This is a genomic window from Pseudoflavonifractor sp. An85, from assembly GCF_002161235.1.
Classification (GTDB): Bacteria; Bacillota; Clostridia; order Oscillospirales; family Oscillospiraceae; genus Enterenecus.
Genome location: NZ_NFHE01000035.1, coordinates 1 through 23,906 on the forward strand (window position 1 = coordinate 1; position 23,906 = coordinate 23,906).

19 protein-coding genes are annotated in these 23,906 nt (G+C 57.0%); 9 read left to right on the forward strand and 10 right to left on the reverse strand.

Going from position 1 to position 23,906, the window contains the following annotated elements:
- Window positions 1-157: 157 nt before the first annotated feature.
- The 5 genes from B5G37_RS12350 to B5G37_RS12370 all read right to left on the reverse strand — a co-directional run bounded on the left by B5G37_RS12350 (window position 158) and on the right by B5G37_RS12370 (window position 5,544).
- Window positions 158-1,366 (reverse strand): HAMP domain-containing sensor histidine kinase, encoded by a 1,209-nt coding sequence (locus B5G37_RS12350; protein ID WP_087258083.1) that lies wholly within the window; start codon window positions 1,364-1,366, stop codon window positions 158-160.
- On the reverse strand, window positions 1,359-2,036 hold the full coding sequence (locus B5G37_RS12355) for a response regulator transcription factor (RefSeq protein WP_087258086.1): 678 nt from the start codon (window positions 2,034-2,036) through the stop codon (window positions 1,359-1,361). Before B5G37_RS12355 ends, B5G37_RS12350 begins: the two co-directional genes overlap by 8 nt.
- 319 nt (window positions 2,037-2,355) lie before the next feature.
- Window positions 2,356-3,471: a DHHW family protein gene (locus B5G37_RS12360; RefSeq protein WP_087258089.1), complete on the reverse strand. Its 1,116-nt coding sequence runs from the start codon at window positions 3,469-3,471 to the stop codon at window positions 2,356-2,358.
- A gap of 14 nt (window positions 3,472-3,485) precedes the next feature.
- A complete protein-coding gene (locus B5G37_RS12365; protein WP_087258092.1) occupies window positions 3,486-4,886 on the reverse strand; it encodes an MBOAT family protein in 1,401 nt (466 codons plus the stop codon).
- Window positions 4,887-5,037: 151 nt separating this feature from the next.
- Window positions 5,038-5,544: a DUF4358 domain-containing protein gene (locus B5G37_RS12370; protein WP_087258095.1), complete on the reverse strand. Its 507-nt coding sequence runs from the start codon at window positions 5,542-5,544 to the stop codon at window positions 5,038-5,040.
- 334 nt (window positions 5,545-5,878) lie between these two features.
- Between B5G37_RS12370 and B5G37_RS12375 the strand changes: the two genes are divergently transcribed.
- From B5G37_RS12375 to eno, 5 genes are all read left to right on the forward strand, one after another.
- Window positions 5,879-6,367 carry a tRNA (cytidine(34)-2'-O)-methyltransferase gene (locus tag B5G37_RS12375; RefSeq protein ID WP_087258098.1) on the forward strand — a complete coding sequence of 163 codons (489 nt, stop codon included), beginning with the start codon at window positions 5,879-5,881 and terminating at the stop codon, window positions 6,365-6,367.
- A 282-nt stretch (window positions 6,368-6,649) separates the two neighbouring features.
- Window positions 6,650-7,843: a phosphoglycerate kinase gene (locus B5G37_RS12380; RefSeq protein ID WP_087258101.1), complete on the forward strand. Its 1,194-nt coding sequence runs from the start codon at window positions 6,650-6,652 to the stop codon at window positions 7,841-7,843.
- Between the two features lie 323 nt (window positions 7,844-8,166).
- Window positions 8,167-8,943, forward strand: coding sequence for a triose-phosphate isomerase (gene tpiA / locus B5G37_RS12385; protein ID WP_087232630.1), 777 nt, complete (start codon window positions 8,167-8,169; stop codon window positions 8,941-8,943).
- A gap of 19 nt (window positions 8,944-8,962) precedes the next feature.
- Window positions 8,963-10,486: a 2,3-bisphosphoglycerate-independent phosphoglycerate mutase gene (gpmI, locus tag B5G37_RS12390; RefSeq protein ID WP_087258104.1), complete on the forward strand. Its 1,524-nt coding sequence runs from the start codon at window positions 8,963-8,965 to the stop codon at window positions 10,484-10,486.
- A 104-nt stretch (window positions 10,487-10,590) separates the two neighbouring features.
- Window positions 10,591-11,892 carry a phosphopyruvate hydratase gene (eno, locus tag B5G37_RS12395; RefSeq protein ID WP_087258107.1) on the forward strand — a complete coding sequence of 434 codons (1,302 nt, stop codon included), beginning with the start codon at window positions 10,591-10,593 and terminating at the stop codon, window positions 11,890-11,892.
- Between the two features lie 630 nt (window positions 11,893-12,522).
- Here eno and B5G37_RS12400 read toward each other — a convergent pair.
- The 3 genes from B5G37_RS12400 to B5G37_RS12410 form a co-directional block, all read right to left on the reverse strand.
- Window positions 12,523-13,884 carry a trypsin-like peptidase domain-containing protein gene (locus B5G37_RS12400; RefSeq protein WP_087258110.1) on the reverse strand — a complete coding sequence of 454 codons (1,362 nt, stop codon included), beginning with the start codon at window positions 13,882-13,884 and terminating at the stop codon, window positions 12,523-12,525.
- Window positions 13,885-14,055: 171 nt separating this feature from the next.
- Window positions 14,056-15,483: a PTS transporter subunit EIIC gene (locus B5G37_RS12405; RefSeq protein WP_087258113.1), complete on the reverse strand. Its 1,428-nt coding sequence runs from the start codon at window positions 15,481-15,483 to the stop codon at window positions 14,056-14,058.
- Window positions 15,484-15,507: 24 nt separating this feature from the next.
- The gene (locus B5G37_RS12410) at window positions 15,508-17,691 is read right to left on the reverse strand and encodes an alpha-galactosidase (RefSeq protein WP_087258116.1); all 2,184 of its coding nucleotides are present in this window, start codon (window positions 17,689-17,691) and stop codon (window positions 15,508-15,510) included.
- A 175-nt stretch (window positions 17,692-17,866) separates the two neighbouring features.
- Between B5G37_RS12410 and B5G37_RS12415 the strand changes: the two genes are divergently transcribed.
- Window positions 17,867-18,700 (forward strand): AraC family transcriptional regulator, encoded by an 834-nt coding sequence (locus B5G37_RS12415; RefSeq protein WP_087258119.1) that lies wholly within the window; start codon window positions 17,867-17,869, stop codon window positions 18,698-18,700.
- Window positions 18,701-18,781: 81 nt separating this feature from the next.
- On the opposite strand, the gene ytvI is transcribed toward B5G37_RS12415, so the two are convergent.
- Both ytvI and B5G37_RS12425 read right to left on the reverse strand, forming a co-directional pair.
- Window positions 18,782-19,942, reverse strand: a complete 1,161-nt coding sequence (ytvI, locus tag B5G37_RS12420) for a sporulation integral membrane protein YtvI (protein WP_087258122.1) — start codon at window positions 19,940-19,942, stop codon at window positions 18,782-18,784.
- A 26-nt stretch (window positions 19,943-19,968) separates the two neighbouring features.
- Window positions 19,969-20,895 (reverse strand): AEC family transporter, encoded by a 927-nt coding sequence (locus B5G37_RS12425; protein ID WP_087258125.1) that lies wholly within the window; start codon window positions 20,893-20,895, stop codon window positions 19,969-19,971.
- 129 nt (window positions 20,896-21,024) lie between these two features.
- On the opposite strand from B5G37_RS12425, the gene B5G37_RS12430 reads away from it, so the two are divergent.
- Genes B5G37_RS12430 through B5G37_RS12440 form a run of 3 tightly spaced genes read left to right on the forward strand, consistent with a single transcriptional unit; the run spans window position 21,025 to window position 23,789 of the window.
- Complete coding sequence (locus B5G37_RS12430) at window positions 21,025-22,773, forward strand: ABC transporter ATP-binding protein (protein ID WP_087258128.1); 1,749 nt, start codon at window positions 21,025-21,027, stop codon at window positions 22,771-22,773.
- Window positions 22,770-23,561, forward strand: a complete 792-nt coding sequence (locus B5G37_RS12435) for a YlmH/Sll1252 family protein (protein WP_087258131.1) — start codon at window positions 22,770-22,772, stop codon at window positions 23,559-23,561. Before B5G37_RS12430 ends, B5G37_RS12435 begins: the two co-directional genes overlap by 4 nt.
- 21 nt (window positions 23,562-23,582) lie before the next feature.
- Window positions 23,583-23,789, forward strand: a complete 207-nt coding sequence (locus B5G37_RS12440; protein ID WP_087258134.1) for a DUF896 domain-containing protein — start codon at window positions 23,583-23,585, stop codon at window positions 23,787-23,789.
- The last annotated feature ends 117 nt before the right edge of the window (window positions 23,790-23,906 follow it).

Consider the following 23,906-nt stretch of genomic DNA (forward strand, 5'->3'; position numbering starts at 1 on the left):
CTTTGTTGTTGCAGTTGGCCGACCGCAACCTCAATTTTACCAGAAGGTTTTTTCACTATATAATCTTTTTTACTCTCCCCAGCATAGCTGGGGGTTGTCGTTACGCTAAAGCTAACCAAACCAACAAGAGGGAACGCCTCTCGGCGTTCCCTCTTGTTCATGCGGTGGGCAGCTCCACATAAAAGGTGTTGACTCCCTGGCGGCTCTGGGCCCAAATGCGCCCCCGGTGGCGCTGTACCATGCTCTGGGCAATGGCCAACCCTAAGCCAAAGCTGCCGGACCGGGTACGCACCCTGTCGGAGCGGTAGAACCGCTGGAAGAGGTGGGGCAAGTCCTGGGGCGCAATCTCCGGGCCGGGATTGGATACCGCCAACAGGCATTTACGCCGCCCTTCCCGGCGCAAGGTCATCACCGTCTTCCCGCCTGGATTGGAGTACTTCCGGGCGTTGTCCAGCAAAATATCCACCACTTGACGCAGTTCCACCGGGTCACCCAGAACGGAAACAGATGTCTCACCCCGGCTCTCCAGTTCCAGCCCCTCTTCAAAAAACACCGCCTCATAGGCCAGTGCCTCATGGGACACCACTTCTCCAAAATCCACCGGCTGATAAGCCGCCTGACTGGATGGGTGATCTCCCTTGGCCAGCTCCAGCATCTGCTCCAACAGGGTCCGCATGTGTCGGGCCGTGCCCAGCACGTTGCCGGACAGCCGCTCCCGCGCCTGCTCATCCACCCCCGGTTGCTGGAGCAGCTCTGCGTTGGTGGTGATAACGGTGAGCGGAGTTTTCAGCTCATGGGAGGCATCAGCCACAAACTGCTTTTGCTCCCGCCACGCCTGTTCCACCGGGTGCACTGCCCACCGGGCCAGCAACACACTCAGTCCCAAAAAGACCAGAAAGCTGACCACCCCCACGAAGATGCAGGTGCGCACCAGGTTTTGCAAGGTGGCCTGTTCGCTGGACATATCCGCAAACACCAAGGTCTGATTGCCCGGGGTCATCACCCGGCAAAAGCGCAGATTATACTCCTCCAGCACCCCCACAGGTCCGTGGGTGTCCAGCACTGCCTGGGCCACTTGCTGCAAAAATTGTTGGTTGGACAGGTCATAATAGCCGCCACCGGTGGCGATGATCTCCCGGTCCTGGCCCAGCTGCAAAGTGAAGTAGGGCAGGCGCACCTGGAGGGCCTGTTCGGTGGGACTGCCCTGCCCCGCCGGATTATCTGCGATGCTGCGCATCATGGCAATGCTCTTGTTCTCCAAATCCACCCGGGTGAAGGAGTAGAGCAGCGAAAAGATGACGCAGAGCATGATGGTGACAATGGTCATGTTGATGAGGACAAACTTCCACCGCAGACGCTTAATCACTCTCGCTCACCTCCAGATGATAGCCCAGCTTTCGCACGGCTTGGATATGTACATTGGAGCCAATGCTCCGGAGTTTTTTCCGCAAAAACCCCACATACACCTCCACATGGTTTTCCACCGCCTCCGAGTCATACCCCCAAACCCGGGCCAGGATTACCTCTTTGGACAGGTTTTTTTCGCCCGACTGGAGCAGATAGCGCATGATATCAAACTCTTTGGCGGACAGACGGATCTGCTTGTCCCCGCACACCAAGGTGGTGGTGGACAAGTCCAGGGAGGTGTTGCCAAAAGTCATCTCGTCCACCTCGCCCCCCTGACGGCGGAGCAGGGCGTTGATACAGGCCAACAGCTCCCGGGTGTCAAAGGGCTTGGTGAGGTAGTAATCCGCTCCGGCGTTGAGCCCCTCCACCCGGTCCTCCAGCTGCCCCTTGGCGGTGAGCATCAAAATGGGGGTACCGCAGTGGCGTGCTCGTACCTGACGGGCCACCTGATAGCCGTCCAATTTAGGCATCATCACGTCCAAAATCAGCAGATCATAGATGCCCAGCAGAGCGTAGTCCGCTCCCGCTTCCCCGTCGTAGACCGCTTCCACTTGGAAGCCCTTCTGGGTCAGCAACTCTTTCAAGGAGTCCGCCAACAGCCGATCGTCTTCCACCACGAGAATTTTCATGTAGATACCCCCAGACACCGTGATCCGATTCTTCTAAGAGTATGCTATACCCGTTTGCTGAAAGGTAGCTGAAAGCCCCAGTGTTCACAGTTCTTTTACAGGTAATACCAGGACTTTTCAGGAAATCTTCAGGGATGGATGGTATCTTTTTCTCACAATCATCTCCAGGCCGTGCACGGCGCCTATGCCGAGGAAATCTCCGCGGATGTGCCCAGGACGCTGTGGAACGTTGCCGTGACCTGGAGGTGTTTCCTCCATAGATATGCACTGACGCACAGTCCAAAGAGGCGGACTGTGCGTCAGACAATTCTATGGGTTTTTAGCGGCTCATGACAAACAGGTTGGCCTCCGAGGCAAAGTTGGAAGCGGAGAAGAGCACCAACACCTGGTCGATGTCGTTTTGTTCCACATACTCCTTCACAGAGTTCAGGTTGTAGCGCACGTCAAACAGGTGCACTTCCTGGTAGCTCTGGGCCAGGAAGGGAGCCAGAGAATCGGAGTAGGAATCCCGGAGCACCAGCAACTTGCCCCCCTGAGCCTGGGGATTCTCCACCACAGCCAGGGGCTTGTTGCCACCTAGGAACATGGAGTACTTGTCCTTTTTCTCCAAAAAGCTCTTGTCGTACAGCACCCCAGGCTCCGGCTGTCCCTTGGGATAGGCCGTGACGGTAATACCCTCTTCGCTGACCCAGGTGTACATCTCATCGGGTTTCACCCAACCCGCTCCGCTGGAGGAATAGGTAGTGCCATAGAAAGCGTCGCTGACCATAGTGGGCTCTCCATCGGGAGTCACGGTGTCCACCCCCATGGCCTGGGTCAGGGCCTCATAGCCCTGGAAAGCGCCAAACATGCTCCAGTGGTGGTCGGTACGGTAGAACACATCGTCTCCGTTCAGCTTGTCCCGCAAGTCGATGTAGGTCACGTCCTCACTGGTAAATCCCATGGCCTCCTGGATGGAGGACCCGTCGTCCACCAGGGGCGCCCGGTTGGGCAGGCGGTCGGCCCACACGAAGCTCTTGTCGGGAATGAGAGCGAAATACACCGGCACCTCCACGTTGGCCCCCAGCTGATTGACGTAACCAACCCGGCGCTGCAAATCGTCCTGGTCGGGCTTGGTGTACTGGGCAAAGAGGGTCTGACCATCGGTCCCCAGGTACACCCCGTTGTTCTCCTGTTTGCCCACCAGGCGCTCACACCAGGCTTTCATCTGAATCCACTGGTCCCGCAGGGGAAACTGGTCGATGACATACTGTTCAAAGTCCTTCATGAACTCGCCGGACTTCAATGTGGACAGGGTGGGCGCCTCAAACTTGGACAGATACCGGTTCTCCTGCTCGGAGAAGTCCCGGTCGGGGGAAATCAGCAGTGCCGCCCCAAATCCAAAGATGAACACGCAGAAGAGAGCGGTGATAAACCATGCATATTTTTTACTCACAGCGGTTCACCTCCTTAGAATCGGAAATAGAGGAAGGGATTGTAGGTCCCGTCCACCAAGTAAGCCGTGGCCACCACCAAAGCCAGACACACCAGTACCGGCAACACCGGCTTCCACACCTTGGCGGGAATCTTGTGCCACACCTTGGCAGCCAGAGGAGTAGCGGCCACACAGGCAACGATCAGCATAGGCAGATAATTGAAGAGGTAGTACAGCGCCGAGCTGTCCACCAAGCCGGCCCCCATGCCAAACATGGCCTTGAGGTAGAGCTCCATAGCAGTGAAATCCTCTACCGCGAAGATGGCCCAGCCCACCACCACAACGAAAACGCCATAGAGGTGGGAGAGAACAGCTGGGGCCTTTTTCAGGTATTTGCCCAGCCACAGCTTTTCCAGCATAATGAAGCAGAAGTAGTACAGGCCCCAGATGAGGAAATTCCAGCTGGCCCCGTGCCAAATGCCAGTGGCAGCCCACACCACCAGGGTGTTGAAGATCAAGCGGGCTTTCCCCACCCGGCTTCCTCCCAGGGGAATATACAGGTAATCCCGGAACCAGTTGCCCAGGGAGATGTGCCACCGCCGCCAGAACTCGGTGGCGGATTTGGAGATATAGGGGTAGTTGAAGTTCTCCATAAACTCAAAGCCCAACATACGCCCCAGGCCAATGGCCATGTCCGAATAACCGGAGAAGTCGAAATACAGCTGGAGGGAGAAGGCGATGATGCCCAACCAGGCCCCCAGAGTGGTCAGTTCCGCCCCCGGTGTGGCCAGATATACGTCCCAGAGCTTGCCCAGATTGTTGGCCAGCAGCACTTTTTTGGCCAAGCCCACGCAAAACCGCTGCACACCCAGAGCAAACCGATCCACCGTGTGGTCCCGGTGCTCCAGCTGGGCATCCAGATCCTTGTATTGAAGAATGGGACCAGCAATGAGCTGCGGGAACAGGGTGACGAAGGTGCCGAAGGTGATGATGTTCTTCTGCACCCGGGTGTCCCCCCGGTACACGTCGATGGTATAGCTCATGGTCTGGAAGGTGTAGAAGGAAATACCGATGGGCAGCTCCAGACCGAACTGGGGCATGATATGCAGTCCCAGACCTGCCAAGGATCGGGCCAGGAAATCCCAGTACTTGAAGAAGCCCAGCAAAGCCAGGTTGAACACCACGGAAAGAGCCACAGCAATCTTGGCCCCCCGCTGGTTTTCCCTTTGTTTGCATCGGGTCACCACCAGGCCAAATACATAGTTGGCGGTGATGTTGACCAGCATGATGATGATATACACCGGCTCGCCCCAGCCGTAAAAGATCAGGTTTACCACCATCAGCACCAAATTTCTCCATTTTAGCGGAGAAATGTAGTACAGAAGCAGCACCATGGGCAGATATAAAAAGAGAAAATATGGGGTAGAGAATACCACGGCAGTCACCTCAGTTGACAAAATCGCTCTTTATAAGGTAACACGGGGTGCTGCCAAATGCAACACCCCGTGTGGGCCTGTTGGGTAGCCTGGCTAAATTTCTGCCAAATGCTCAAATTGTGAGGGCGCAACAGGCGGTTGACCGGAACAATTAGGCAAACAGGCCGTTGAACGCCTCCACGATGGCGTCCTTGTCGGTGCTCACCACCAGGGCCACATAGTTGCCGTTCTCCACGATCTCGGCGTTGTTCTGCCAGATCTCAATGGTCTCAGGGTAGAAGGTGCCGCCGTTGAGCATGTTGTCAATGCGGGCCTGGAAAATCTCCTTGACCTTGGCCACGTCATCGGCATTCTTGGCCTGCACCAGAACCATCTCAGTGTTATTGATGCTCATCATGGACACATAGGCCAGGCACTGCTCCAGGTCCAGGTCGCTCAGGCCAGCGTAGCTGGCGTCCAGAATCTGCTTGCCCATGTCCTCGTTGGTGTCCAGCAGGGGGGGCATCAGCTGCTCAGTGACGTACTTCTCACCAAAGGCGGCCAGATCCACGGGCTCGGGAGTGGGGGTGGCGGTGGGCTGGCTGGCCGTGTTGCCGCAGGCCACCAGAGAAATAGCCATAATAGCAGCCATGGCCAGAGTCACAATCTTTTTCATCATGTTTCATATTCTCCTTACTTGTTTGGATACAGTCAGGGTCATGTGTGCCCTGCTGTATGCTTGGACGCAATGAGAGGGCAAAAAGTTCCCCTTTCCGAAAAATTTTTTGCACTTCCATTTTCAGTAAATAAAATATACGATATAAAATTCTAAATTTTGTTAGAATTTATCATTTCATAGAATATACATTGTGAAATTATTTACTATTTTATGCGTTTTTCATAGTTTTTTCTTTCGTCCGAAAAAAAGTTATTTTTTTTGCTGTTTTCCCCATTTTTTCTCTTGTCATTTGCTTCAAAAACGAATATAATGTGCATGGTTGAAGGAGGAGAATATGGTCAATATTGTTTTGGTGGAACCTGAAATTCCACAGAATTGCGGAAATATCGCACGCACATGTGCGGCCACCCGCTGCCATTTGCATTTGATCGAGCCTTTGGGTTTCGACATCAGTGAAAAAGCCGTGCGTCGGGCTGGTCTGGATTACTGGCCCATGGTGGAATTGACGGTATACAAAGATCTGGACGACTTTTTCTCCCAACATCCCCAGCCTGAGCTATGGCTGGCCACCACCAAAGCCCCTCGGGACTACTCAGATGTGTCCTTTTCCGATGGCTGTTGGCTGTTTTTCGGAAAAGAGACCGCGGGTCTGCCCCAGTGGCTGCGGGAAAAATACCGGGACCGTTGCATCCGCATTCCCATGCGGGAGGACGCCCGGAGCCTGAACCTGTCCAACTCGGTGGCCATCCTCACCTACGAGGCCTTGAAGCAGCAAGGCTTTCCCGGCTTGTCCGGGACAGGCTCGATGTCCGAGGCCGAGTAAGCCCGCCCCCGGCGGGCCGCCGCTGGTGCGGCGGAGCAGGACGGAATTCACTTCCGGCCTGCGCATATGAAATCCTCGGGGGTCCCCACAAAACCTGTTTTGTGGGGTGGCCTTGAAACAGCAAGGCTTTCCCGGCTTGTCCGGGACAGGCTGTATGGCTGAGGATGCCTGATTTGTTCGCAATGGGATTGCGAAACGCAGAGTGTCTCCACTCTGCACCCCATTTATATATACCATAAGGTAATATATTTATTTCCCTGTTACTTTGAAAGGAGCCTGAACATGAACTACAACAAAAAGACTGTCAAGGATCTGGATGTAAAGGGCAAAAAGGTGCTGTGCCGCTGTGACTTCAACGTCCCCCAGGACAAGGCCACCGGTGCCATCACCGACGACAAGCGTATCGTGGCTGCTCTGCCCACCCTGAAGTACCTGCTGGAGCAGGGCGCTGCTGTGATCGCCTGCTCTCACCTGGGCAAGCCCAAGGGTGAGCGTAAGGAGTCCCTGACCCTGGCTCCCGTTGCCAAGCGTCTGAGCGAGCTGCTGGGCTGCGAGGTCATCTTCGCCAACGACACTATTGGCGAGGACGCCAAGGCCAAGGCCGCTGCTCTCCAGCCCGGCCAGATCATGCTGCTGGAGAACCTGCGCTTTGACATCCGCGAGGAGAAGAACGATCCTGAGTTCGCTAAGGCTCTGGCTGATATGGCCGAGGTGTATGTGTCCGACGCTTTCGGCACCGTGCACCGCGCTCACGCCTCCACCGCTGGCGTGGCCGCTTACCTGCCCGCCGTGTCCGGCTTCCTGATCGAGAAGGAGCTGGAGATCATGGGCGGCGCTCTGGCCAACCCCAAGCGTCCCCTGGTTGCCATTCTGGGCGGCGCCAAGGTCTCTTCCAAGATCGGCGTGATCAACAACCTGCTGGACATCGCTGACACCATCATCATCGGCGGCGGCATGGCTTACACCTTCATCAAGGCCATGGGCGGCACCGTTGGTACCTCCCTGCTGGAAGAGGACCGTCTGGACTACTGCAAGGAGATGATGGCTAAGGCCAAGGAGAAGGGCGTGAAGTTCCTGCTGCCCGTGGACACCCTGTGTGCCGCTGAGTTCTCCGCTGACGCCACTCCCGAGCTGGTGGAGACCATGGCTATCCCCGCTGACCGCATGGGCATGGACATCGGCCCCAAGACCATCGAGCTGTTTGCTGACGCTGTGAAGGACGCCGGCACCGTGATCTGGAACGGCCCCATGGGCGTGTTCGAGTTCCCCGCTTTCGCTGAGGGCACCCGCGCTCTGGCTAAGGCTCTGGCCGAGACCAACGCCATCACCATCGTGGGCGGCGGTGACTCCGCTGCTGCCGTGGCTCAGCTGGGCTTCGCCGACAAGATGACCCACATCTCCACCGGCGGTGGCGCCTCCCTGGAGTTCCTGGAAGGCAAGGAGCTGCCCGGTGTGGCTTGCCTGCTGGACAAGTAATTACGAAGCGTGAGGATAGACGCATAGGGGAGCTAAACCCAGAGCGGATGGGCAAAGCCCAGGCGCGGTACACTTACCGCACCGGTTTTGCCCGAAGCCGGCGGGTTTAGTGACCCGGCCATGCGTCCAATCCGAACGTGACAATGCGAAGCGTTGAGGATAGACGCATAGGGCCGCTAGCCCCGTGCGGATGGGCAAAGCCCAGGGGTGGCACACCTGCCTCCCCGGGTTTGCCCGGAGTCGGCGGGCTTAGAGGCCCGGCCATGCGTCCAATCCGAGCGTGACAATATGCCCCACCCCTATACAGAAAGGACGACATTCTTATGAATCTGAAATATCGTAAGACCATCATCGCCGGCAACTGGAAGATGAACAAGACCCTGTCCGAGACCCGCGCTTACGCCGAGGCCATCAAGCCCCAGCTGGGCAAGCACAAGTGGTGCGAAGTGGTGCTGTGTGTTCCCGCTGTGAACATTCCCGGTGCTGTGAAGCTGTTCAAGGACACCCGTCTGGCCATCGGCGGCGAGAACTGCCACTACGAGGCTTCCGGCGCCTTCACCGGTGAGGTCACCGTGGAGATGCTCAAGGAAGTGGGCGCTAAGTACGTCATTATCGGCCACTCCGAGCGCCGTCAGTACTACAACGAGACCGACCTGACCGTCAACAAGAAGGTCCACGCCGCTCTGGAGGCCGGCCTGCGTCCCATCGTGTGCGTGGGCGAGAGCCTGGAGCAGCGCGAGCTGGACGTCACCGAGGAGCTGATCACCTATCAGGTGAAGATCGCTCTGGCTGGCCTGACCGAGAGCCAGGTGCGCCGCGTGGTCATCGCCTATGAGCCCATCTGGGCCATCGGCACCGGCAAGACCGCCACTGCTGAGCAGGCTGGCGCTGTGTGCTCCCACATCCGTGGCGTGATCCGCAAGCTGTACGGCGCCCGCGTGGCCCGTGCCGTCACCATCCAGTACGGTGGCTCCATGAACGCCAAGAATGCCGCTGAGCTGCTGGCTCAGCCCGACATCGACGGCGGCCTCATCGGCGGCGCTGCCCTGAAGCCCGACGACTTCATGGCCATCATCAACGCTGCCAACCAGGAAGCTTAAGTTAAGAGAGGCGTACGAAATGAAGACTCCTACTACTCTCATCATCATGGACGGCTTCGGCCTCCCCGCCTGCGAGTGCAAGCCCGGAGACAACGCCATTGCCGCCGCCAAGACCCCCAATCTGGACAAGATTTTCGCTGAGAATCCCCGTTGCTGCCTGTCCGCCTCCGGTCTGGACGTGGGCCTGCCCGACGGCCAGATGGGTAACAGCGAGGTGGGCCACACCAACATCGGCGCCGGCCGCGTGGTGTTCCAGGACCTGCCCCGCATCTCCCTGGATATCGAGAAGGGTACCTTCTTCCAGAACACTGCCTATGCCAACGCCATGGATGCCTGCAAGGAGAAGGGCACTGCCCTGCACCTGTACGGCCTGCTCAGTGATGGCGGCGTGCACTCCCACATCACCCACCTCTTCGCTCTGCTGAAGATGGCCAAGGAGCGTGGCCTGACCAAGGTTTACGTCCACTGCTTCCTGGACGGCCGTGACGTGCCCCCCTCCTCCGGCAAGAGCTACGTGGAGCAGCTCCAGGCCAAGATGAAGGAGCTGGGCGTGGGCCAGATTGCCACTGTCATGGGTCGTTTCTACGCCATGGACCGCGACAACCGCTGGGAGCGCGTGGAGCGCGCCTATGCCGCCATGGTCTACGGTGAGGCTCCCTTCTGCGCCGATGCCGCTCAGGCTGTGCAGGAGTCCTATGATAAGGGCGTCACCGACGAGTTCATGGAGCCCGTGGTGTGCACCAAGGGCGCCGAGATCGGCGAGGGCGACTCCATCATCTTCTACAACTACCGTCCTGACCGCGCTCGTGAGATCACTCGCAGCTTCGTGGACCCCGAGTTCACCGGTTTTGAGCGCAAGAAGGGCTTCTTCCACGTGCAGTATGTGTGCACCACCGAGTATGACGCCACCATGCCCAACGTGGTGGTGGCTTATCCCCGTGAGAAGCTGTCCAACATCTTCGGTGAGTATATCTCCCGCATGGGCCGCACCCAGCTGCGTATTGCCGAGACCGAGAAGTACGCTCACGTCACCTTCTTCTTCAACGGCGGCGTGGAGCAGACCTTCCCCGGCGAGGATCGCTGCCTGATCCCCTCCCCCAAGGTTGCTACCTACGACCTGCAGCCCGAGATGAGCGCTGCCCAGGTCACCGAGGAGTGCGTCAAGCGCATCGAGAGCGGCAAGTATGATGTCATCATCCTCAACTACGCTAACTGCGACATGGTAGGCCACACCGGCGTGTTTGACGCCGCTGTGAAGGCCGCCGAGGCCGTGGACGAGGGCGTAGCCAAGGTGGTGGCTGCCACCGCTGCCATGGGCGGCGTGTCCATCATCACCGCCGACCACGGCAACGCCGAGCACATGCTGGCCGAGGATGGCACCCCCTTCACCGCCCACACCACCAACCTGGTGCCCTGCTGCCTGGTGGGTGCGGACGTGAAGCTGCATGACGGTCGTCTGGCCGACCTGGCTCCCACCATGCTGGATCTCATGGGCCTGGAAAAGCCTGCCGAGATGACTGGTGAGACCCTGATCGTCCACTAAGACTCCGCACAACCAACCCATTGTGGTTATCCGGTGGGTAGGCCCTCCCGGGTCTGCCCACCTGAAGATAACATTCTCTACGATTTGAAAGGAGATTGATTCCCATGAAAAACATGATCGAAATCGTTGACGTCGTCGCTCGCGAAATTCTGGACTCCCGCGGCAACCCCACCGTTGAGGTTGAGGTGACCCTGGACGACGGCACCGTGGGCCGTGCTGCTGTGCCCTCCGGCGCTTCCACCGGTATCTACGAGGCCTGCGAGCTGCGTGACGGCGATAAGAGCCGCTACATGGGCAAGGGTGTGGAGAAGGCTGTTGCCAACGTCAACACCGAGATCGCTGAGGCTTTGATCGGCATGAACGTTCTGGATCAGCCCGCCATTGATAAGACCATGATCGAGCTGGACGGCACCCCCAACAAGACCCGTCTGGGCGCCAACGCCATCCTGGGCGCTTCTCTGGCTTGCGCTAAGGCCGCTGCCGAGTCCCTGGGCACCAGCCTGTACAACTACATTGGCGGCGTGAACGCCAAGATCCTGCCCATGCCCATGATGAACATCCTCAATGGCGGCGCTCACGCCACCAACAACGTGGACATCCAGGAGTTCATGATCATGCCCGTGTCCGCTCCCTCCTTCCGTGAGGCTCTGCGCCGCTGCGCCGAGGTGTTCCACACCCTGAAGACCGTTCTGAAGGAGAATGGCACTCCCGCCGCTGGCGTGGGTGACGAGGGCGGCTACGCTCCCAACCTGAAGAAGGATGAGGACGCTCTGAAGGTGATCGTTCAGGCCATCGAGAAGGCCGGCTACAAGCCCGGCGAGGACTTCATGATCGCCATCGACGCCGCTGTGTCCGAGTGGTACAACGAGGAGACCGGTTGCTACGACCTGCCCAAGGCCAAGAAGACCATGACCAAGCAGCAGATGGTCAACATGTGGAAGAAGTTCGCCGACAACTACCCCATCATCTCCCTGGAGGACGGCATGGGCGAGAACGACTGGGAAGGCTGGGGCATGCTCACCAAGGCCATCGGCGACCGCGTCCAGCTGGTTGGCGACGACCTGTTCGTGACCAACGTGTCCCGTCTGTCCACCGGCATTGAGAAGAAGGTTGCCAACGCCATCCTGATCAAGGTCAACCAGATCGGCACCCTGACTGAGACCCTGGACGCCATCCAGATGGCTAACCGCGCTGGCTACACCGCCGTCGTCTCTCACCGTTCCGGCGAGACCGAGGACACCACCATCGCTGACATCTCCGTGGCTCTCAACGCTGGCCAGATCAAGACCGGCGCTCCCAGCCGCACCGACCGTGTTGCTAAGTACAATCAGCTGCTCCGCATCGAGGAGGAGCTGGGCGATGCCGCTCAGTACCTGGGCCGCGACGCTTTCTTCAACCTGCGCTAATCGGTCATTTCCAATGACTCAAAGCCCCCCGCCTTTCGGCGGGGGGCTTTCCTATACTCCTTTTTAATAGTCCCATTTATCGGACTTCCTATGTGGTACACTTTCATCATCAAAGAAGAACACCTACATCAAGGTTTGAAAGGAAGTGTCCCGCCATGTATGAGCTGGAGTATGTCAGAGGTCATGTGGAAGTATATTTCAACGGAGAATTCTGCTTCTCCGCCGACAACCGGCGGGAAGCGGAAGCTGAATTGGCTTTGATGCAGTGAGGATAAAAAAGCAGCAGCGAGAGGACTCTCTCGCTGCTGCTTTAGCGTGTCGAAAAAGTTCGACACGCTTCTCAAAAATGCCAGCATTTTTTCGAGGGGATGCAGCCCCCTGCATGCATAATCGGGTCAAAGGACGACCCGATTCCACACTGGCGGGCTGAGAAGTGTTTTTTTCGATGCGCATGTCCCCGAAAAAAACAGATTTGAATTTATTTTCCCATCTGCGGATGTGAAAACTCTGCCGAGGGCTTTTTTACAATGCAAGATAATCTGTCCTTCTTGCATTGACATGAGGTTTATTGACAGTCTGAAACAGCAGCGAGAGGACTCTCTCGCTGCTGTTTTGTTTTTGGGGGATCTATCAGTTGCCGAAGTAGAAGTCCCAGGGATCAAAGTAGCTACCGCCCTGCTGGCTGCTGCTGGTCTGCTGGGGCGCGGGGTCCTGCTGCTGGGTCTGGGTGTTGTTCTTCTCCTCATCGAAGGTGATGTTTAGGGTGACGGTCTCACCAGAGCGGTACACCTCCAAAGTGGTGCTCTCCCCTGCCTTGAACTGGTTCTTGGCGGCGTTGAGCTCGGCCACAGTGGTGACCTCAGTATCACCCAGCTTGGTGATGATGTCGCCCTGCTTCAGGCCGGCAGTCTCGGAACAAGAGCCCTCGTTTACACCGTTGACGTACACACCGGCGGGCCAACCAAAGGCCTTGGCGTAGTCCTCGGTGACTTCCACGGCGGTGATACCCATGGAAGGACGACCGGTGACATAGCCGTACTGGATGAAGTCCTGAATCATGTCAATGACATCGTTGATGGGGATGGCAAAGCCGATGCCCTCAATGGAGGCAGAGCTGGTATCGCCGTTGTTGGAGTACTTGGCGGAGGTGATGCCCACCACACGGCCATACTGGTCAAAGAGAGGACCGCCGGAGTTGCCGGAGTTGATGACGCAGTCGGTCTGGATCATGTTGATGATGGTGCCGTCGCTCATGGTCACGGAACGGCCCACGCCGGAGACATGACCGGAGGTCTGAGAGAAGGACAGGGTGCCCAGAGCGTTACCAATGGTGGATACCTGCTGGCCCACCACCAGGGTGTCGGAGTCGCCCAGCACCACAGGCTTCAGACCGCTGATATCATTGATCTTCAGCACCGCCACGTCGTTGGTCTCTTCGCCGCCAATGAGGATGGCGTCGTACTCCTGGCCATTGTTCAGAGTCACCTTGATGGCGTTGGCCCCGTCAATGACGTGGTAGTTGGTGACGATATATCCGTCCTCGCTGAGGATAAAGCCGGAGCCACTGGAGGTGCCGGTATACTGTTGCCAGCCCTGCTGCACCGTCACCTGGCAGGTAATGTTCACGCAGGAATCGGCGTAGGAGGCGTAAATCTCCTCCAGGGTCATCTCCTTGACCCCATCCGCCTGCTGTACGTTCACCTGGGTGCCCTGGGTGGTGTTTTGATAGATGGTGGTGGAGTTGGAGTTGCCGCCCAAGTTGTCATAGAGCGCCGCGCCGCCCAGTCCAGCACCGCCGCCCACCAGCGCACAACACAGCACCAGGGCCACCGCACGTCCCATGCCGTTATGCTTCTTGGGAGGCTTGGGCGCAGGCTGCTGCACGTGGAAATCGTTCTGCGTGTTCTCCCCCTTGGGGGTCCAGCTGTATCGATACGCTCCGCTTTCCGGATCAAAGCCTTGGTTCTGGTTGAGGTTGTTATCTTCAAACATATGGGTCACTCCTTATGATTTTGTCTGAACACAGGGTACTAAAAAATTATGTCCAGATTGTGACGGGAATTCAAAATGATTATAAACAAATTGGTAATAATATGGAAACAGCCCGCCGTAGGGTCTACGGCAGGCTGTTTCCACTCTTTTCATGTATATTCCATCAGATATTCATGCCTTGCTGGCCTTGTCCTTCGCGGCAAAGACTGCGGACAGAAGGATGGTGAACAAGAAACCTGCAGCCAGAGCCACCACATGGGCAATGATGTAATTGACATAGCCATTTCCGGTGGGATCGGTCAGAGCAATACCGGGCACCACAGTGGTGCCAAAGCCCAGAGCAGCCAAATTGGTGAAGTACACGATAGCGCCGCCCACAGCGCCACCCAGGCAGCCGCCAATGAGGGGATAGCGATATCTCAGGTTGATACCAAAGAGAGCAGGCTCAGTGATGCCGAACAGTACAGAGATAAAGCTGGGAATGCACAGCTCTTTAGCCCGGGCATCCTTGAAATTCCGGGCCAGATAGCCCAGCACAGCGCCGCCCTGGGCGATGATGGCTACGGACATCAGGGGATTTAAGAAGTTTCTGCCGGTATCCACCAACAGCTGGGTCTCAATGGCCCCAAACACATGGTGCAAGCCGGTGATAACGATGAGCTGCTGCACGCCGCCGAAGGCCGCATAACCCACCACACCCAGGTGCTCGGTCATCCACACCAGCACGGTGGTGATACCAGTGGCCAGGCCTCGGCCAACAGGGCCGATGATCAAAAACAGCAGGAAGGAGCTAACCAGGGTGGTGAGCAGTGGGGACACCAGCAGCCGAATCACTTCCGGTACCTTCCGCTCGAAGAAGATATCTAGTTTAGCGGTGACAATGCCGATGAGCAGGGCCACGATGATACCGCCCTGGAAACCAATGAGGTCCACGCCAATGCCGAAAATTCGCAGAGTGGTCACGTCCACGGTGCCCTGTGCAGCTGCATAGGCGTCCGCCAAGCTGTTGGACAACATGATACAGCCCATGACGATGCCCATGATGGGTCTGCCGCCAAAGCGTTTGACGGTGCTATATGCCACCGCCAGGGGCAGGAATCCGAAGATTGCGCCTGAGGCGATGTTGATGAGCTTGGTGATGCCGTACAGGGTGTCGTTGCTCTCCACAAAGGACAGGTTACCCAGCACGCTGGACAGGCCTGTCAGCAATGCCGCAGCCAGAATGCCGGGCATGATCTCGATAAACACGTCGGACAGAGCCTTGACGGCCTTTTGCAGAGGATTCATCCGCTGGTTGGCCTTGGATTTCAGGTCACTCAAACTCATGGTGTCCATGTGGACAGTCTCGGCCACCAACTGACAGATGTCGTTGACGATGCCGGTGCCAAAGATGATTTGCAGCTGATCCCCTGCCACAAACACGCCCTTGACCAGATCCACCTCTTCCATGGCCTTGATGTCCGCCTGATCGTTGTCCTCCAGCACAAGGCGCAGCCGGGTGGCACAATGTGCAACGCCAAGAATGTTTCCCTTTCCGCCTGCCAGCTCGATCACATGAGCGGCAATGGCCTCATACCGTTGTCTTTTTGTCGTATCCATGCTTGCCTCCTATTCTCCTTTTGGTTACACTTTCTCAAAACGATAGCATTCACTGCGAAAATCCTGTTTTTTCAGCGGAATACTGATGCCTGCATACATCAGCTCATCTCCGCCATACACGGTGCCACGGTCCACGTCCCGATAGAGTGCGTCCACCTCCAATCCCTTGAGTTTTAACAGCTGTACAGGGGCCGCAGGCTGGCTCAAAATCTCGAAGTGGAAGGCCACCACGTGCTGTTTATCCTGGGACACGAAATTCCACTGGGCCAGGTTTCCGTCAAAGGGGTTTTTGATGCGATACAGGGTGCCGTTTTGCACGGTGTCCCGTATCTCCTTATAGAGGGAAATTTGCGCTTTCACCTCGTCCAACTCCTGCTGAGACAGAGCATTTAAGTCCAGCTCATAGCCGAAATTGGCGCTCATGGCCACATACCCCCGGGTCTCCAGAGGAGTGACCCGTCCCGTCTGCTGGTTGGGCACCACACTGACGTGAGCACCCATGGTCACAGGTGGGAAGGTGAGCGAGGTTGCGTACTGAATCTTCATCCGGCACACCGCATCGGTGTTGTCGCTGCACCAGGACTGTGGCATGTAGTAGAGCATACCCGCATCGAAGCGACCGCCGCCGCTGGAGCAGCCCTCGAACAGGATGTCCGGGAACTCGCTGGTCAGGGTCTCCAGGATGTAATACAGCCCCAACACATAGCGGTGGGCAATCTCCCCCTGCTGGTAGGGGGCATAGGCTCCACTCTCCACCTCGGTGAGGTGGCGGTTCATATCCCACTTGACATAGTCGATGTCCGTGTTGGCCAAAATGGCACGAACGCTGTCAATCACATGGTCGCACACGTCCTTCCGGGACAAATCCAGCACCAGCTGGCCCCGGCCAATGGTGTAGGGTCTGCCCTGGGCGTGGAGGGCGTAGTCCGGGTGCTCCCGGTACAGTTGGCTATCCTGGGAGATCATCTCCGGCTCAAACCACAGGCCAAACTGCATGCCCATGCCGTGGATTTGATCTGCCAACCAGGGAAGGCCGTGGGGCAGCTTGCGCTGGTCCACAAACCAGTCTCCCAAGGAGCTGTTGTCTCCGTCCCGGTGGCCAAACCAGCCATCGTCCAGCACAAATAGCTCAATGCCCGTCTCAGCCGCCTTGCGGGCCAGCTCCAACAACTTTTCCTCGGTAAACTGGAAGAAGGTGGCCTCCCAGTTGTTGATCAAAATGGGGCGCAGGGCGTTGGCGTGTTTCCCCCGCATAAGATGGTTGCGGTAGAAGATATGGAAGAGATGGGACAGGCCGTTGAGCCCCTCATGGGTGTAGGCCATGACCACCTCGGGGGTCTGGAAGGTCTCTCCCGGGTGGAGATACCATTCCCCATTCCAGGGGTGGAGCCCCATCTGCACACGCACATTCTGGAAGGCATCCACCTGAGCCGAGGCCAGGAAGTTACCGCTGTACACAAACTGTACCCCGTACACCTCCCCCTGATCCTCATCTGCGTTTTTCCGCATCAAGGCCAGGAAGGGGGACTGCTGGGGGGAACTGGTGCCCCGGAGGCTCTCAATCTGCACAATGCCGCTGGTGAGGGGTCTGCGGTCCATGTTGCGCTCGTTGTTGTGGGCCCCGTAGAGGGTGAGCACGTCGAAATCCTGCTCTCGGAAATCCACCGACATGCTGAGCATTTTGGTCAGGGTCAACGGGCACTGGGACTCATTGACAAAGCGGACGCTTCGGGTGATAATGCCCCGTCGGTCAAACACGTTGTACTCCAGCTCCACCACCAGGCCAATAAGCGCATCCCGCAGATAAATGACCAGAGTGTCCACGTCCTCCGGGCCGCCAAAGGAGGCGGGCAAGCCCTGGAGCTTCCCCTTTCCAGGCCGGATTTCGTAGCCGTCGTACAGCAAGCTGCTGATGCGGCTGCCGCTTTCCTGCCGCACGCCATAGGCGCAGGTACGAAAATCGCCATTGCCGGTCTGTGGGTACTCCTGGGGCAGAGTGTCCAGAGAAAAGGTTCGGTCCGTGTCGTCGGGATTAGGGGCAAAGCCCCGATCCTTCCAGATGATAGCCCGGCTGCCCCGGTACTGCTCCACCCGTCTGCCCCAATACAAATGTGACAGATACTTGTCTCGGATCACCTGCATGACGTAGCTGGACTCTTGTGTCTGTAAATGGAAAATCCTTTGTTCTTCATCATAAAAAATCGCCATATTCCATTCCCTTTTCTCTCTAAATCGCCCAGTTTAAAATATATGTATCGTCATATTCACTATATTTTTCGCTTTTTTCTCGTTTCCTCTTGATACTTGTATTATATCCTTTTACAATGAGTTACATATAGAGATATGTTGCTTCACTATATGCTTTTGTTGGGAGTTGCCTAGTATGGATGATTATATTTTTTCCAATGATTTTTCCAAAAACATCGACGCCATGATCTACACCTGTGGGTACGAGACCTGCCAACCGGGGCACAGCTATGGTCCGGCGGTACGCAGTGGCTATCTGATCCACTACATTCTATCGGGAAAGGGCATCTTTCAAACCGAGGGCAAAACCTACCATCTCTCTGCCGGTGACGCCTTTTTAATCAAGCCCCAAACCCTAATGTACTATGAGGCCGACAACCGTCAGCCTTGGACCTATACCTGGATCGGAATACAGGGCATCAAGGTGGAACATTACTTCCAGCGCACCTCGTTGATGAACGTCCCCTATGTACACTGTGGGCAACACGAGGAAGCTATCCGTCAGTGCCACGAAAACATGTTTCGCGCCTACCAGCTGCCCCATCACCGGGATCTGATGATGAACAGCATTCTCTATGAGTACCTGTACTTATGGGCCACCCATTTCCCCAACACGGATATTCCCTCCCGGGAAAAACATATCTCCTATGTGGAGGAGGCCTTAAAGTACATCGAAAACAATTACAGCGAGGCCATCACCATCCAAGACCTGGCCAACTGGTTGAGTTTGGAGCGCACCTACCTGTACCGGCTGTTCAAATCCATGGTGGGGGTGTCCCCCCAGACCTATCTGCTGGATGTGCGCATACGCCAGGCCTGTACCCTTTTGACCAACACGGATCTCACCATCACCTACATCGCCCGCTCGGTGGGCTATGAGGATTCCATGTACTTTTCCCGCCTGTTCCGGCAAAAGAAGGGCCAGACCCCCAGCCAATACCGGGACAGCCACCGCGCCAATCTGAAATAAACCCCTTAAACAGACAAAACCTGCGCCCCGATTCCAGTACCCGGAACAGGGGCGCAGGTTTTTCTTCAAAGCTTGTCTTGTTTATTTTCTCTGGCCGTTTTTCAAAATGGCCGCCACATCGGAGGCTGCCGCCGACAGATCACCAATGACAGGGGAGAAGATACCCAACTTGGCCAGGTTGATCAGCACCAACAGCAGCAGCGGGCCCACGATCATGCCCAGCACGCCGCCCACCAGCATACCCACATAAATACCAATGAGGGAGAGGATGGGAGACAGGCCCGTCTGGTCGCCCAGAATTTTAGGCTCACCCAGGCGGCGGAACAGGGCAATGATGCCCCAGATCACCATGAGTTGGACCGCATGGGTGTAGTTGCCCACAATGATGTCCACCACCGCCCAGGGCACCATGATGGTACCCGAACCAATGATGGGGATGAAGTCCAGCACCGCAAACCCCAGAGCCAAAATCAAACTGTAGGGCTGACCGATGATGAAAAAGCCCACAGCCAAAATGACAAACACAACAAAGGAGATAATCAGCTGGCTTTTCAGATAGCCGCCAAAGGCCTCCATGAAAATGCGCCGCACTTCGCCGCAGAAACTACGGGCGGGGGCAGGCACCCGGATGGTGATGAATAAGCGCAGACGGGGGTAGTCAGCGGTGATGAAGTAGGTGGCCATCAAAAACACAATGGCTGCCACCACAAAGGCGGACACCTGGCCCACCAGGGAAGGTGCCCGATCTGCCACCACCTTCAGCCAGCCAGAGACGTCAATGTCCCGCACCCAGGCCTCCACCAGCTGAGCAAAGCGCTCACCGGCATTGTAGGCCTCCCCAGGGAGCAGATCCTGCAGGCCGCCAAACCACTCCAGTACCCGATCCAGGTTGGTCAGCAGCGTGTCCACAATGGCCTCCCAGTTGAAAAACAACGCCTGCACCTGCTCCACTGCCATCCAGGTCAACGCCCAGAGCACGCCCCCCACAATGGCAAACACCACAATGAGCAGCGTCAAGGTAATGGGGCCCCGGGAGATGGACAGCTTCCTTTGCAGCCAGCGCACCAGAGGATTGAGCATCCAGGACAGCACCAGAGCCAGCACAAAGGGACTCAGCAGAGACACCAGGGGCAATACGCCATAGCGTAGGGCCAGCAGCGCCAGCACCAACAACGCCGCCCGTACCCCCAGGCGCAGCCACAGTTCCCCCCGCTGCTTCCAGGTCAGTTGAATCGGTTCCATGTCAATTCCCTCCTATGGGATGCGTCTCATGTGCCCAAAACCCGCGCCGCCAAGGTCACCAGCGGCAGAGTTACGATGCACAGCAGCGTGGAAAAGGTCACCTGCTTGGCCGCCAGAGAGGAGTCCTTCCCCAACATCTGGCAAAATAAGCTGGATGCCCCCGCTGTGGGACATCCACTGAGGATGACCAAGGTTGTGAATATCATACCATCCAAATGCAAAGGCAGCAACACCAAAATGGTCACCGCCGGCATCAACAGCAGTTTTACCGCGGAAACCATGTATAGCCGCAGATCTCGAAACACCTCTTTCAGGTTGGCGCTGGCCATCTGGGCCCCGATGACAATCATGGCCAGAGGGGTATTCAAAGCCGCCAGGTCGCTCACTGCATCCCCCACGGGACCGGGCAACTCCACTCCGGCCAGAAACAGCGCCACTGCAATCACAAAACTGATGATGCCCGGGTTGAGCAGCGCTTGCTTCACCGAGGTGTGCTCTTTCCCACCAATACAGGCCACGCCATGGGTCCAGGTGGCCACATTAAACACCCCAATTCCAATGACGGTGATCATCATGGCCTCGCTGCCCAGCACCGCACTAATCAGCGGCAATCCCATAAAGCCCGTATTTCCATAAATGGAGGAAAAGCGCAAAACACCCCGCTCTTCTTCCCCACGTCTGCAAAACAGCAGCTGACCCAGCAACATATACAGCACATAAGTGGCCACCAGAGCTCCACCTGCCACCAGCAACAGGTGGTCCAGTTCTGGGGTGCGCTCCACTTGAAAACAATCAATCATAATGGAAGACGTCACCACATACAGCAAAAGTTTGGACAGCTGGGGCAGAGTGCTCTCCGTCAGAACACCCAGCTTGACCAGAGTATACCCCACTGCCATGACCAAAAACAACGTCAGTACACTTTCCGTTACCACCATCAAATCCTGAACCATCTATCGTGTTCTCCTCTCCAGAGATATTTTATTTCTTGCAATATACATTATAACTCCAATGGCTTACATTGACAACCCAGTTAGGGTAAGGTATACTATTTTATTACAAAAAAATTGGGAGGAATTATCATGGATCGTTCGAAATTTCAGCGGAGCCATGTGTCTATCTTTCTGTCCTACTACAAGCCGCATCTGCACCTGTTCTTGCTGGATATGGCCTGTGCCTTGGGCATTGCCCTGATAGATCTGGCATTCCCCTATGTGTCCCGTCTGTCCATGCAGGAGCTGCTGCCCCAGAACCTCTTTGGGGCCTTCTTTGCGGTCATGGCCTGCCTGCTTCTGGCCTATCTGCTTCGAGCGGGGATGTACTACATTGTCACCTACCTGGGCCACATGATGGGCGTGCTCATCGAGGCGGACATCCGCCGGGACCTGTTTGGCCACATGCAGGACCTATCCTTTTCCTTTTACGACAAAAACCGCACCGGTCAGCTGATGAGCCGGGCCACCAACGACTTATTTGAGATCACCGAGCTGGCCCACCACGGCCCCGAGGATCTGTTCATCTCGGTGATCACCCTGGGCGGCGCTTTCTGCCTGATGCTCACCATCCAGTGGAAGCTGGCCCTCATCGTCTTTGCGGTGGTGCCCGTATTTGTCCTCTTCACCATCTTCCAGCGTCGGCGCATGATGAAAGCCTCGGTGCAGGTCAAGCAGAACATGGCAGGTATCAACGGCCAGCTGGAGTCCTCCATCTCCGGTATGCGCACCGCCAAGGCTTTTGCCAACGAGGCGCAGGAAAACCACAAGTTTCAGCAGTCCAACAACCAGTTCAAGGGGGCCAAGCGGGACTACTACAAGGCCATGGCCACCTACATGGCGGGGCTGGAGTTTGCCCTGCCTGCCATGAACGTGCTCACCATTACCGCCGGTGGCTGGTTCATCCTCCTGGGGGAGATGACCTACATCGACCTGGTAACCTTTGCGCTGTATATCTCCACCTTCCTCACCCCCGTGCGCAAGCTGGCCGCCTTTGTGGAGCAGTTCCTCAACGGCATGGCAGGCTTCAAGCGGTTTGTGGAGCTGATGCGAGTGGAGCCTGCGGTGCAGGACGCTTCTGACGCTTTGGAAATGGGAACTGCCAAGGGCGATATTCTGGTGGATGACGTGTCCTTCTCCTATGAGGAAGGCGAGACCGTGCTGGACCATGTATCCATCCACATTCCCCAGGGGGAGACGGTGGCTGTGGTAGGCCCCTCCGGCGGCGGAAAGTCCACCCTGTGTCAGCTGATTCCCCGGTTCTACGATGTCACCGGGGGCCGTATTCTGATGGACGGCGTGGACGTGCGCCACATCACCCAGCAGTCCCTGCGCCAGAACATCGGCATCGTGCAGCAGGACGTATTCCTCTTTGCCGGTACCATCTACGACAACATCCGCTACGGCAAGCCCGACGCCACCCAGGAGGAGATCGTAGAGGCGGCCCGTCGGGCGGAAATCTACGACGATATCATGGCCATGCCCGACGGGTTCCAGACCTACGTGGGCGAGCGTGGCGTGATGCTCTCCGGCGGCCAGAAACAGCGGGTGTCCATCGCCCGGATTTTCCTGAAAAATCCTCCCGTGCTCATTCTGGACGAGGCCACCTCCGCTCTAGATTCGGTGACTGAGGCCCGCATCCAAAGCGCTTTTGACGAACTGGCCAAGGGGCGCACCACCCTCATCATCGCCCACCGGCTGTCCACCATCCGCAATGCCCACCGCATCATCGTGGTGGACGACAACCGCATTGTGGAGGAGGGCACCCACGAGGATCTGCTCCAAAGCGGCGGGGAGTATGCCCAGCTGTACAACGCCCAGAAGAGTGTGCGCGTATGAACAAGACGGAACTTCTCAACAAGTTTGCCAAGGACGGGGAACAGCGCTTGGAATTGGCCCGGGTGCTGGATCAGATGCAGCGGGCCGATACCCGCTCCATCCCCTGCCCCACCCAGTTTCTCTCCCCTGCCCTGCGGGCCTCAGTGGAGCCGCTGCTGGCTGCCTCCGGCCATCCCCGGCATGTATTCACCGGGGGCTATGAGGATGCCGAACGCACCATCTGCGTCTTTCTTCCCCACTGGCAGGAAGTAGAGAACTACGATCCGAGCGAGGATCTGGCCGCCATCTCCGCCGCCTTTCCCCGCCAGGCAAATCTCACCCACCGGGACATCCTGGGGGGCCTGATGGGCATTGGCATCACCCGGGAGAAAATTGGGGATATCCTCATGGGGGAGCAAGCGGCCCAGATCGTGTGCCTGCGGGAGACTCTGCCCATTGTCCTGTCCCAGTTTAATCAGGCGGGCCGGTATCCTCTGAAGCTACAGGAAATTCCCCTCTCCCAGCTCTCCCCCGCTCCTCAGACCGTGAAGGAGATCCACGACACCGTGGCCACCCTTCGGCTGGACGCGGTGGTGGCCTCCGGCTTCTCCCTGTCCCGGTCCAAGGCCGCCCAGTGCATCACCACCGGCCGGGTGTCGGTCAACCACGTAGAGTGTCTGAAAAGCGACCGTCTGGTGGAAGAGGGGGACGTGCTCACCTGCCGGGGGCTGGGCAAATGTGTTCTGGTTCAGGTGGGAGGCCAGTCCCGGAAGGGACGGGTCATCCTCACCCTGCATCGTTATGTATAACAAGAAAGGAGGAACACCCCCATGACAGAGGAAAAAATCGCTCGCATCAACGAGCTTGCCCGCCGAGTGAAGGCGGGAGAGACCTTGTCTGCCGAAGAGTTGGAGGAACGTGCTGTTCTGCGGAAAGAGTACATTGACAGCGTCAAAGCCAGCCTGGTGGGCCAGCTGGACAACACCTACCTGGTGGATGAAAAGGGTAACAAAGAAAAGCTGCAAAAGAAGAAATAAAAAGGGCCTGTTGCAAAATAGGCCAGAACAGCAAAACGAGAGGCTAACCTTTTTGGGGGTTGGCCTCTCGTTTCATTTGCTGTACAATTTGTTTATGCAGACAAATTATAACAAGCA

Coding starts and splice junctions, on each gene's coding strand:
- B5G37_RS12355 (WP_087258086.1), bottom strand. CDS start 2,036: ATGAAAATTCTCGTGGTGGAAGACGATCGGCTGTTGGCGGACTCCTTG.
- B5G37_RS12370 (WP_087258095.1), bottom strand. CDS start 5,544: ATGATGAAAAAGATTGTGACTCTGGCCATGGCTGCTATTATGGCTATT.
- B5G37_RS12375 (WP_087258098.1), top strand. CDS start 5,879: ATGGTCAATATTGTTTTGGTGGAACCTGAAATTCCACAGAATTGCGGA.
- B5G37_RS12380 (WP_087258101.1), top strand. CDS start 6,650: ATGAACTACAACAAAAAGACTGTCAAGGATCTGGATGTAAAGGGCAAA.
- tpiA (WP_087232630.1), top strand. CDS start 8,167: ATGAATCTGAAATATCGTAAGACCATCATCGCCGGCAACTGGAAGATG.
- gpmI (WP_087258104.1), top strand. CDS start 8,963: ATGAAGACTCCTACTACTCTCATCATCATGGACGGCTTCGGCCTCCCC.
- eno (WP_087258107.1), top strand. CDS start 10,591: ATGAAAAACATGATCGAAATCGTTGACGTCGTCGCTCGCGAAATTCTG.
- B5G37_RS12400 (WP_087258110.1), bottom strand. CDS start 13,884: ATGTTTGAAGATAACAACCTCAACCAGAACCAAGGCTTTGATCCGGAA.
- B5G37_RS12405 (WP_087258113.1), bottom strand. CDS start 15,483: ATGGATACGACAAAAAGACAACGGTATGAGGCCATTGCCGCTCATGTG.
- B5G37_RS12410 (WP_087258116.1), bottom strand. CDS start 17,691: ATGGCGATTTTTTATGATGAAGAACAAAGGATTTTCCATTTACAGACA.
- B5G37_RS12415 (WP_087258119.1), top strand. CDS start 17,867: ATGGATGATTATATTTTTTCCAATGATTTTTCCAAAAACATCGACGCC.
- ytvI (WP_087258122.1), bottom strand. CDS start 19,942: ATGGAACCGATTCAACTGACCTGGAAGCAGCGGGGGGAACTGTGGCTG.
- B5G37_RS12425 (WP_087258125.1), bottom strand. CDS start 20,895: ATGGTTCAGGATTTGATGGTGGTAACGGAAAGTGTACTGACGTTGTTT.
- B5G37_RS12430 (WP_087258128.1), top strand. CDS start 21,025: ATGGATCGTTCGAAATTTCAGCGGAGCCATGTGTCTATCTTTCTGTCC.
- B5G37_RS12435 (WP_087258131.1), top strand. CDS start 22,770: ATGAACAAGACGGAACTTCTCAACAAGTTTGCCAAGGACGGGGAACAG.
- B5G37_RS12440 (WP_087258134.1), top strand. CDS start 23,583: ATGACAGAGGAAAAAATCGCTCGCATCAACGAGCTTGCCCGCCGAGTG.